Here is a 10,564-nt window from a genome sequence, read left to right as displayed (position 1 = left end):
AAAATCCCTAATCCGTCTAATTCCATACCCTAAAATTAAACCTTTTTATAACTTTCCACTAATTTAGGCGAAGAACCTTTATAATTTATAATTTATAATTTCTTAAGATGGATCTACTAAAAATAAAGGTTGGTCAAATTCTACTGGTGACATATCGTCAACCAATATTTTTATAATTTTTCCTGATATTTCTGATTCGATTTCATTGAATAATTTCATGGCTTCAATTACACAAAGGACATCACCTTTTGAAATTACGCTTCCAACTTCGGTAAACATTGGTTTATCTGGCGAAGGTTTTCTATAAAAAGTTCCAATAATTGGCGATTTTATAGTAACATAATTGTTAGTTTCTACTACTACAACTTCTGGCGCAGCTACAACTGGCGCAATTTGTTGTGGTGCAACGGCTTGCTGTAATGTATTTTGAGCAGGCATTTGTTGTACATAAGTAGTTTCAGTTACATTACCTTCTAAAGTTGTTCTAATGGTGATTTTTACATCATCCATTTCTAATTTAACTTCTGCAACTCCAGAATTTGCTACAAATTTGATTAGATTTTGAATTTCTTTTAAATCCATAATTATTTGTTTTTAGTTTAAATTTATTTTTTATCGTAAGCCCATTTCAGGTAAATAGATCCCCAAGTAAATCCGCCACCAAAAGCGGCGAAAATAATGGTATCTCCTTTTTTGAATGTTTTTTCAAAGTCAAAAAGCACCAAAGGTAACGTTGCCGAAGTCGTATTACCATAATTCTCAATATTCATCAAGACTTTTGAATCTTCCAAATTCATTCGGTTAGCGGTAGCATCAATAATACGTTTGTTGGCTTGATGTGGTACTAACCAATCGACATCTTCATTAGTCAAATTATTTCTTTTCAAAATCAATTCGCTAGCATCGGCCATATTGGTCACAGCGTATTTAAAAACTGTTTTGCCATCTTGAATGATGTTGTGTCTGTTCTCTTGAACTGTTTCTAATGTGGTTGGCACCAAAGAGCCTCCAGCTGGAATTTTCAAAAAATCACGACCTACACCATCACTTCTTAAATATTCGTCTTGCAATCCTAATCCTTCATAATTAGGCTCAAACAACACGGCACCCGCACCATCACCAAATATAATACAGGTCGAACGATCCGTATAATCTACAATTGATGACATTTTATCGGCACCAATCAACAATACTTTTTTGTATCTCCCGGACTGAATATACGCTGCCGCTGTTGACATTCCGTACAAAAAACTCGAACAAGCTGCTTGTAAATCGTAGGCAAAAGCATTGGTCGCTCCAATTTGGGTTGCTACATAAACTCCTGTTGCTGCAACCAACATATCTGGAGTTGCCGTAGCCATAATCAATAAATCAATATCTAGCGGATCAATATTAGCTTTAGCAATTAAATCTTGAGCCGCTTTTATAGCAAGATATGACGTTCCTTTGTCAGCATCTTTTAAAATTCTTCTTTCCTTTATTCCCGTTCGAGAAGTTATCCATTCATCATTAGTATCTACCATGGTTTCGAGCACTTTGTTCGAGAGAACAAAGTCAGGAACATAACCTCCTACTGCTGTGATTGCGGCGGTAATTGTATTCATTGTATTCGACTATTTTGATCAAATGTTACCATTTGAAAAATTTTTTTAAAGACTTGAAAATTACAAAAAAAATTCTAAATGTATTGTTTTAGAACTTCTTATTTAATGAAAAGTATAAACAACAAAAAAAACTCTCACATGGTGAGAGTTCTAATATCATTTACTGAAATGTATTAAGCAACCGCTACAGATTTATCTATAACAACTTGCCCTCTGTAATACATTTTACCTTCATGCCAGTAAGCTCTATGGTATAAATGCGCTTCTCCAGTAATTGGACAAGTAGCGATTTGAGCTACAGTAGCTTTATAATGTGTTCTTCTTTTATCTCTTCTTGTTTTCGAGATTTTTCTTTTAGGATGTGCCATTTTACTATATTATTTATCCGTTAATAGTTGCTTTAATTTGTCCCAACGTGGGTCAATATTGTCTTCTTTTTGTTCTTTCTTACTTTCTTTTTTTTGCTCTTTGAGACTCAATTCATTCAATTTTGTTAAGGCTTCGGTTTTTAAACTTCCGTCTTTAACACCTGGATGAACGCGTCGTAATGGAACTGAAAGCACAATCATTTCATAAATATATTGCGCAATATCAATTTCAAATTCGCCAAAAGGCAAAATTAATAGTTCTTCATTATCATTATTGTAGGTTTCTCCAAAACGAACAAATAATTTCATTTTGCCTTTTATAGCCAAATCAAAATCTTCGCTTGTCAAATCACAAGGTACATTTACAGTTCCTTTATGTTTAAAACCAAACTCCAAAAAGGTTGATTTTTTTTCTAAAACTACACTTACTTTGATATCCGAATTTGGAAATTCGTCATACTCAAAGCTTTCAAAGAACGCATTATTTACTTGATATTCAAATTGATGTTTCCCTAGCTTTAATCCTACGAAAGGAATTAAAAATTGATTTGTCTTGCTCATTTCAACAACAATTTATCCTATTCTGAATTATCTGAACGGGGGTGCAAAGATATAAAATTATTGTAATTCTAATAATGTTATTCACCTTTTTTTGTTTATAACTGTTTTTCTTTTGTTTTAAGCGGTTTCTGACTGATTTCCAGGTACTGATTTCTCGAATTATAAATATCAATTGCTAAATAAACGGCTTCTTTGAAGGAGTTATAATCGGCACAATTCTTACCTGCTATGTCAAAAGCGGTTCCGTGATCCGGAGAAGTTCTAATTTTGTTCAAACCAGCGGTATAATTTACTCCTTTTCCAAACGAAAGTGTCTTGAACGGAATTAATCCTTGATCGTGATAGGTTGCTATTACGGCATCGTATTTTTCATATTGGTTGCTTCCAAAAAAACCATCCGCAGCAAATGGCCCAAAAACCAAAGTCCCTTTTTCAAATATTTTCTTTAAAGCGGGTTTCAAAATAGTATCTTCTTCTTTGCCAATAACACCGCCATCACCACAATGTGGATTCAAACCCAAAACAGCAATTTTTGGTTTGTTGATGCTAAAATCTTGAATTAAACATTGCTTTACGGTTTCTATTTTCTTTCTAATTAATTCCTCGGTAAGATGTGCTGCCACTTCGTTCAAAGGAATATGATCGGTCAAAAGCCCTACTCGCAAATTGTCCTGAACCATTAACATTAAAGCATTGCCTTCTAATTCTTGATCTAAATAATCCGTATGTCCCGGGAATTTAAACGTTTCGGATTGGATGTTGTATTTGTTTATTGGTGCGGTTACTAGAACATCTACAATACCTTCTTTCAAAGCTTTGGTAGCGGCAACAAATGATTTTATAGCATATTCGCCTATTTTATCATCGGTAACTCCTAGATTCAAATCAACACCTTCTTTCCAAAGATTAAAAACATTGATTTTGCCTATAACAATCTGGTCTAATTTGTCAATTCCGTGCAAACTGGAGGTGGACTCAAAACTTTTTTTAAGAAAAGATAGGATTCTTGCATTAGCAAAAATAACCGGCGTACACAACTCTAACATACGAGGATCTTCGAATGTTTTTAGCACTACTTCGCTTCCAATACCGTTCAAATCCCCTATTGAAATTCCAACTATTATATTTTCTGCTTTTTTCATCATGACTACACGGTATTTATTACTAATTTTGAAGTGCAAATTTAGTAAAATAAAACAAGAAATGTTTACAGGAATTATAGAAACACTTGGCGTTGTTCAAGAAATAAAAAAAGACAAGAATAATCTTCACCTGACGATAGATTCATCACTTACAAGCGAACTAAAAATAGATCAAAGCGTAGCTCATAACGGCATTTGCATGACCGTTGTTGCTATAAACAACTCGGTTTACACCGTTACGGCTATTGATGAGACTGTAAAAAAAACAAATTTATCTTATTGGAAAATTGGAGACAGCATCAATCTAGAAAGAGCCATGAAGCTTGGCGATCGTCTTGACGGACACCTTGTACAAGGTCATGTGGATCAAATAGGAACGTGTATTGTTGCCAAAGAAACCAATGGAAGTTGGCTATACACCTTTGAATATGACCAAAATCTTCACAACATCACTATCGAAAAAGGCTCTATTACCGTAAATGGTGTTAGTTTAACTGTTGTTGATTCTCAAAAAAACCAATTTAGTGTAGCAATTATTCCTTACACATTTGAACATACTAATTTTAATACGTTTCAAGTGGGTACCATAATTAATTTAGAATTTGATGTTATTGGCAAGTATGTTACACGCCTTTATGCACAGAAATGACAATAAAAATATTTTATAAAAAACAAAAACTCCAATTTTACATTGGAGTTTTTGTTTTTAAATTATAATTATAAACTATATAGAAACCAAATACAACGGCAACTAGAAGTAGTAACAAAATATTTTCGTCAATTGGCAAACCCGGAGGTGGAGGCGGTCTTTTTCTTCCAAAAGGATTTGGTGTAGGTGGAGCTGCTGTTATGGTTTCGAAAAAACCAAACAAAAACACAAGTACAGTAAAGGTTATTTTTGGGGCAAATTTCATATACTCAATTAAGTAATAAGGGATTGAATTAATATAATTTTTATTCTTTCATCTGCATTACGAGGTGTAAATTAAATATATAAAATTTACAAAAACAATCAAATCCGATACAAAAGTATATATTTCTGTTGAAATACACTATTTAACAAAACAAAAATTTATGATTGCGCTTATTATTTAATGAAAATTTTACAATTCAAGTGCTTTAACAAAGGGTCGAGGTGTCCTAAATTTACACGCTAAATAAAAAAAACTCCTTGAAAACAAATTGTTTTTCAAGGAGTTAATGTGGTCCCACCTGGGCTCGAACCAGGGACCACCTGATTATGAGTCAGGTGCTCTAACCAGCTGAGCTATAGGACCGGTTAAGAAGTTGCAATATTACTACTATTTTTTATTCGTTCCAAATATTTTGAGACCTGATTTCATATTTGATTCTTTATTACAAAACAGCAAAGAGGAATGTGCTGATTATGAAGAATCTATTTTGGAAATTATTTTATCAAATTATTTTATTTCTTGACATAATTCAATCAAAACGCCATTAGTATCCTTGGGATGCAAGAAAACAACTAGCTTATTATCGGCTCCTTGTTTAGGAATTTCATTCAAAACAACAAATCCTTCTTTCGTTAACCGTATAATTTCTTCCAAAATATCCTCGACTTCAAAAGCAATATGATGCATTCCTTCGCCTTTTTTGGCAATGAATTTAGCAATAGGACTATCCTGATTAGTCGCTTCAAGCAATTCTATCTTGGTAGTTCCTGTTTTGAAAAAGGAAGTTTTCACCCCTTCAGAAACTACTATTTCTTGTTTGTAAGGAGTTGTTCCAAGCAATTTTTCGAAAACTAAATTAGAAACCATTAAGTCTTTGACTGCAATTCCAATGTGCTCCATTTTTTTCATACGGCTTTTTTCAACCATAAAAGTACACATTCTGGCACAAAATCCCGAAAACGATAGGTGTGAACTTCAAAAAACGGATTTATATTCCTTAAAACATTTCGATTACAGTAAATATAATTGTTATTTTGTATTCCTAATTTTGACCAATTATGTTTAAAAATAATATTCGCTATACCTACTTTCTGCTCCTGCTAATTCTTGTTGGCTGTGCCAAAAGAGGCAATATTACTGGCGGTTTAAAAGATACTCTTGCACCCACCTTGAAAATGAGTTTTCCAGAAAATTTCAGTACTAACTTTACTGGAAGTGACATAAAACTGACTTTTGACGAGTACGTTAAACTTAAAAACCTAAACAAACAGTTGATTATTTCACCTCCCATGAAATATGAGCCTCTAATCCTACCTACAACGGCTAGTAAATTTATTACCATAAAAATAAAAGACACTTTACAGCCCAATACAACCTATAGTTTCAACTTTGGTCAAAGCATTACCGATAATAACGAAGGAAATCCGTACAACCAATTCAAATATGTCTTTTCAACAGGAAAAAATATTGACTCATTGGCTATTGGCGGGAGAGTAAAGGATGCTTACGAGAAAGAAGTAGCCTCATTTGTATCGATAATGCTTTATGAAGTGAACGAAAATTTTAAAGATTCCGTTGTTTACAAGTCGCCTCCAAGATACATTACCAATACATTAGACAGTCTAAAAACATTTAGATTAGAGAATTTAAAAGCTGGAAAATACCTTTTGGTGGCGATGAAAGACGAAAACAACAACAATAAATTCAATCCCAAAACGGATAAAATTGGATTTTTAAAACAATTTATAAAAATTCCAAACGATACTGTTTTCGAATTGGAATTGTTCAAAGAAACATTGCCGTTCAAAGCCTACAAACCTACACAAATTTCCGGAAACCGATTGGTTATGGGTTATGACGGGAAACAAGATTTTGCCAAATCAAGACCGAAACTAATTTTAAAAAACAACACCGAAGTTATCCCAACCCTAATCACGCAATTCCCTAAAAAAGATTCGTTGCAAATTTGGTACAAACCCTTGAAAGCCGATTCGCTAAATGTGAGTGTAGAAAAAGGCAAATACCAACAAAATTTCAACTTTAAAATCAAAGTACAAAAGAAAGATACTTTGAACATTACAGCGGTTCAAAACGGGAATTTAAACTTTAGAGAACGCTTCACATTAGAGTCGGCAACTCCATTAATTCGTTTTGATAATTCAAAAATAAAGCTCACCAATACCGTCAAAACCGAAATTGCATTCACAACCGAATACGATGATTTTCACCAACGGTTGTATTTTGATTTCAAGAAAGAACCATCTCAAAAATATGCTTTTACCATTTTGCCAGGTGCTTTGACTGATTTTTACGAAAAAGCAAACGACAGTCTTTCGTATAAATTGACCACTAAAAGCGAAACCGATTATGGCAACCTCATCGTTAGCTTACAAAACGTGAAAAAATATCCTATACTTATTGAATTAACAAATGAAAAAGGGGATGTTTTGGCATCAGAATACAGTCAAAGCAACTCCAAAGTAACCTTTAATCTTCTAGAACCCGCGATTTATACTCTTCGAGCGATTTACGATGATAACAAAAACAAATTATACGATGGTGGTAATTATTTAGAAAAACGCTACTCCGAAGAAGTAGTTTATTTTTCGACACCAATCGATATTCGTACCAATTGGGAGGTGGAACAAGCCTTTGATTTAAGCCTACCTTATGTGCCACAACCTAAAAAGAAAGTGGCCAAGAAGAAAAACAAATTATAGCTTTTTGATTCGTACCTCCAAATAACAACTACTGCTTTGAAGCCTTAAACAACGAAGGCTTTTGGATTTTTTCTAAGTTTAAAACCAACCTTTTTTTCCAACTTGATACGTTTGGTAAAACTCTTCATCGGTTTTAGTCAAATAAATAATGCCTTCAATAAATCCAATTACGCCTCCTATTCCGCAAGTTACAACACCTATTATAAGTTGAATAATTCCTTCTTGAGTATATCCCAAAACAATTTATGAATTCCTAAACCTCCAAAAAGAAGTGCTAGAACTCCTGCTAAAATCTTTTTGTTTTCGGGTTGTGCTGTTGGATAAGGGGCGTTCCAAGCTTCTTGTTTTGTGTTTTCCATATATACTATATTTATGATTATAAAGCGTTTACATGCTTTAAAAGGGAATAGTAAAAATATAAAATTTATTCAAACGATATGTCAATTGGTTCCCAAAGTTCAATTTTATTTCCTTCAAGGTCAAGAATCCAACCAAACTTACCATACTCATAAGAAGCAACTTCCCCAATAATAGTAACCCCCTCGAGGGCTAATTTATTTAATAATTGTTCTAGATCATGAACTCTAAAATTTTGCATGAACTGTTTTGTACTGGGTTCAAAATAAGTGGTATCGTTCTTAAAAGGAGACCATTGTGTGGTACAATCCTCATTATCTGTATTCTTCCAGCAAAAAGTAGCTCCATAATCATCAGTTTTTAGACCTAGGTGCTTTGCATACCAAGCTATGAGTTCTTTTGGATTTTCTGATTTGAAAAAAACACCACCAATTCCCGTAACACGAACCTCTTGACAATCCTCAATCACAATGGGTTTTTCAGGTGGGAAATATAGCGCTTTAATCTTATCGACGATAACTTGTGCTAATCGTTCATGACTTTCGTAGGTCCATCCAGCAATGTGCGGCGTAAGAATTACTTTTTTGCCATCCAATAAATATTGAAAAGCATCTGGTGTGTTTTTATCTTGAAAAAGCGTTTCGAAGGAGAGCTTTTCATATTCTAAAACATCCAAACCAGCTCCCAAAATTTTTCCAGATTCCATAGCAGCAACCAAATCGGCGGTAACGATATTCTTGCCTCTAGAGGTGTTGATGATCCAAAATGATTTGGCAAAAGCCGAAATAAAATCCAAATCAACCAATTTATCAGTATCAGGCGTCCAGGGAATATGAAGGCTTAAAACATCTGTTTTTTGTTGCAATTCTTTCAACGAAACCTGTTTTGCATTTGCATCGCCCACATTTTCTAGAATATCGTAACACAACACTGTTACATCAAAACCACGCAATTTTTTAGCAAAAGATTTTCCCATTGTTCCATAACCAATGATGCCTACCGTTTTGCCGTCTAATTCATGACCCCGATTGCTTTCTCGGTTCCATTGTCCGGAACGAATTTCGCTATCGGCTTGGTTTAATTTATTAAAAAGCGACAAAATCATTCCTAATGTATGTTCGGCAACGGCATTGCAATTGCCCTCGGGAGCGGCAATAAGTTGAATATCTTTGGACAACGCATACTCACAATCAATGCTTTCTAAACCAGCACCTACACGGGCTATGAACTGCAAATGAGTTGCTTTGTCAATAAATTGTTGGTCTATTTTGAATCGGCTGCGAATAACAATTCCTTGGTAATTCTGGATTTTGGCTTCGATTTCCTCTTTGGTCGAAGTAAAATCAGTGTGATTGGTAAAGCCAGCTAGTTCTAATTGTTCCCAGAGCAAAGGGTGATTGCTGTCGATATGAAGGATTTTGATTTCCATAAAAAAAAGAATGTTTGAGCCTACTAAAGTAAGGAAAAAATACGATTTATAATTACGCAAAAAAATAGTTAAAATTGCTTAAATTAGCCCAATCAGAAAAAAATCTATTCCAAATAATCGAGACCATATCCTCAAATTATGCCCTTAACCAAAACCTTTACTGCTTTTTTTGAAAGCGAAAAATCCGGGGGAATCCTACTACTTTTAGTAACTATTGTCTCGTTGTATCTAGCCAACTCGGTTTTTCAGGGCGGTTATATTGCGTTTTGGGAAACTCCAATAGAACATCATTCCATCACGCACTGGATTAATGATGGCTTGATGACTATTTTCTTTTTACTGATTGGGTTAGAGCTAGAACGAGAAATTTACCAAGGGGAATTATCGAGTATTAAAAATGCTGCACTCCCTATTTTTGGTGCTTTGGGCGGCATGTTGATTCCAGCAGGGATTTTCTTGGCGTTAAATTACGGAACAACTACCCAAAATGGCGCAGGAATTCCCATGGCTACGGATATTGCTTTTGCCATTGGGATTTTATCTTTATTGGGGAATAAAGTGCCCGCCTCGTTAAAAATATTCTTGACAGCACTTGCGGTAATTGATGATTTGGGAGCCATACTAGTAATTGCTATTTTTTATACCAGTTCCATTTCCTTTGTTTATTTGGGATTGGCCTTTGGAACAATGGGTCTTTTATTTTTGCTGAATCGGTTAAAAGTACAAGGGCTGATTCCGTATCTTTTAGGAGGAATTTTGATGTGGTATTTTATGCTTAATTCGGGTGTTCATGCCACAATAACGGGTGTTTTACTGGCCTTTGTTATTCCGTTTGGGGATGGTGGAAAAAAAACTACTTCCTACCGATTGCAACATATTTTGCATTATCCAGTAGCCTTTGTTATTTTGCCTTTATTCGCCATGGCTAATACTGGAATCGCCATTGCAACCAATTGGCATGAGGGATTAAGTCATTCGAACACGATTGGAATCATTATGGGTCTTGTTGTTGGGAAGCCGCTTGGAATATGGCTTTTCTCGTTTATCGCAGTTCGTTTGGGCATTTGTGCATTGCCCGAAGATTTAAAATGGAAAAACATTCTAGGTGCTGGAATGTTGGGCGGAATAGGATTTACAATGTCTATTTTTATCACGCTTTTGGCTTTCAAAAATGATGGCGAAGAAGTAATTACGTATTCCAAAATAGCCATTTTGATAGCCTCTTTTATAGCAGGAACGGTAGGTTTTATTTGGCTGAAATTGACCTTAAAAAATCCAGTTCAAAAGGTAAAATCGGGATCAAAATAATAATATAAATCACTCTAAATTTTTAAACCATATAAGGCAAATAAGGTCATTTAAGTTGTGCTATTTAGAATTTATAAAAAAATTTTTTGATTGTCCGCAATTACCCATAACACAATAAAAAGCCTTATATTTGATAAAAAAAAACGATGAATCTATTCAAT

10 protein-coding genes, 1 tRNA gene and 2 pseudogenes are annotated in these 10,564 nt (G+C 34.2%); 3 read left to right on the top strand and 10 right to left on the bottom strand.

Features of this window, described 5'->3' with window-relative positions; genetic code table 11:
* Positions 1-102: 102 nt before the first annotated feature.
* From accB to pdxA, 5 genes are all read right to left on the bottom strand, one after another.
* On the bottom strand, positions 103-582 hold the full coding sequence (gene accB / locus FNW21_RS15720; protein ID WP_144257700.1) for an acetyl-CoA carboxylase biotin carboxyl carrier protein: 480 nt from the start codon (positions 580-582) through the stop codon (positions 103-105).
* A 23-nt stretch (positions 583-605) separates the two neighbouring features.
* On the bottom strand, positions 606-1,604 hold the full coding sequence (locus FNW21_RS15715; RefSeq protein ID WP_144257699.1) for a beta-ketoacyl-ACP synthase III: 999 nt from the start codon (positions 1,602-1,604) through the stop codon (positions 606-608).
* Positions 1,605-1,777: 173 nt separating this feature from the next.
* Complete coding sequence (rpmF, locus tag FNW21_RS15710; protein ID WP_007137315.1) at positions 1,778-1,972, bottom strand: 50S ribosomal protein L32; 195 nt, start codon at positions 1,970-1,972, stop codon at positions 1,778-1,780.
* 9 nt (positions 1,973-1,981) lie between these two features.
* Positions 1,982-2,533 carry a YceD family protein gene (locus FNW21_RS15705; protein ID WP_144257698.1) on the bottom strand — a complete coding sequence of 184 codons (552 nt, stop codon included), beginning with the start codon at positions 2,531-2,533 and terminating at the stop codon, positions 1,982-1,984.
* Positions 2,534-2,628: 95 nt separating this feature from the next.
* Positions 2,629-3,678: a 4-hydroxythreonine-4-phosphate dehydrogenase PdxA gene (gene pdxA, locus FNW21_RS15700; RefSeq protein ID WP_144257697.1), complete on the bottom strand. Its 1,050-nt coding sequence runs from the start codon at positions 3,676-3,678 to the stop codon at positions 2,629-2,631.
* Between the two features lie 58 nt (positions 3,679-3,736).
* Between pdxA and FNW21_RS15695 the strand changes: the two genes are divergently transcribed.
* Positions 3,737-4,324 carry a riboflavin synthase gene (locus FNW21_RS15695; RefSeq protein WP_144257696.1) on the top strand — a complete coding sequence of 196 codons (588 nt, stop codon included), beginning with the start codon at positions 3,737-3,739 and terminating at the stop codon, positions 4,322-4,324.
* Between the two features lie 37 nt (positions 4,325-4,361).
* On the opposite strand, the gene FNW21_RS15690 is transcribed toward FNW21_RS15695, so the two are convergent.
* The 3 genes from FNW21_RS15690 to mce form a co-directional block, all read right to left on the bottom strand.
* Positions 4,362-4,589 (bottom strand): hypothetical protein, encoded by a 228-nt coding sequence (locus FNW21_RS15690; RefSeq protein WP_144257695.1) that lies wholly within the window; start codon positions 4,587-4,589, stop codon positions 4,362-4,364.
* Between the two features lie 289 nt (positions 4,590-4,878).
* Positions 4,879-4,952: transfer RNA gene (locus FNW21_RS15685), tRNA-Ile, on the bottom strand.
* Positions 4,953-5,096: 144 nt separating this feature from the next.
* Positions 5,097-5,498 carry a methylmalonyl-CoA epimerase gene (mce, locus tag FNW21_RS15680; RefSeq protein ID WP_144257694.1) on the bottom strand — a complete coding sequence of 134 codons (402 nt, stop codon included), beginning with the start codon at positions 5,496-5,498 and terminating at the stop codon, positions 5,097-5,099.
* 149 nt (positions 5,499-5,647) lie between these two features.
* On the opposite strand from mce, the gene FNW21_RS15675 reads away from it, so the two are divergent.
* Positions 5,648-7,309: an Ig-like domain-containing protein gene (locus tag FNW21_RS15675; RefSeq protein ID WP_144257693.1), complete on the top strand. Its 1,662-nt coding sequence runs from the start codon at positions 5,648-5,650 to the stop codon at positions 7,307-7,309.
* Between the two features lie 78 nt (positions 7,310-7,387).
* Here FNW21_RS15675 and FNW21_RS15670 read toward each other — a convergent pair.
* Positions 7,388-7,668, bottom strand: a pseudogene (locus tag FNW21_RS15670) (TM2 domain-containing protein).
* A gap of 488 nt (positions 7,669-8,156) precedes the next feature.
* Positions 8,157-9,095: pseudogene (locus tag FNW21_RS15665) on the bottom strand (2-hydroxyacid dehydrogenase); the annotation flags it as partial.
* A 138-nt stretch (positions 9,096-9,233) separates the two neighbouring features.
* Between FNW21_RS15665 and nhaA the strand changes: the two are divergent.
* Positions 9,234-10,403 carry a Na+/H+ antiporter NhaA gene (gene nhaA / locus FNW21_RS15660; RefSeq protein ID WP_144257692.1) on the top strand — a complete coding sequence of 390 codons (1,170 nt, stop codon included), beginning with the start codon at positions 9,234-9,236 and terminating at the stop codon, positions 10,401-10,403.
* The last annotated feature ends 161 nt before the right edge of the window (positions 10,404-10,564 follow it).

The organism is Flavobacterium restrictum (genome assembly GCF_007097245.1).
Taxonomy (GTDB): domain Bacteria; phylum Bacteroidota; class Bacteroidia; order Flavobacteriales; family Flavobacteriaceae; genus Flavobacterium; species Flavobacterium restrictum.
This window is presented reverse-complemented; position numbering and strand designations above follow the sequence as displayed.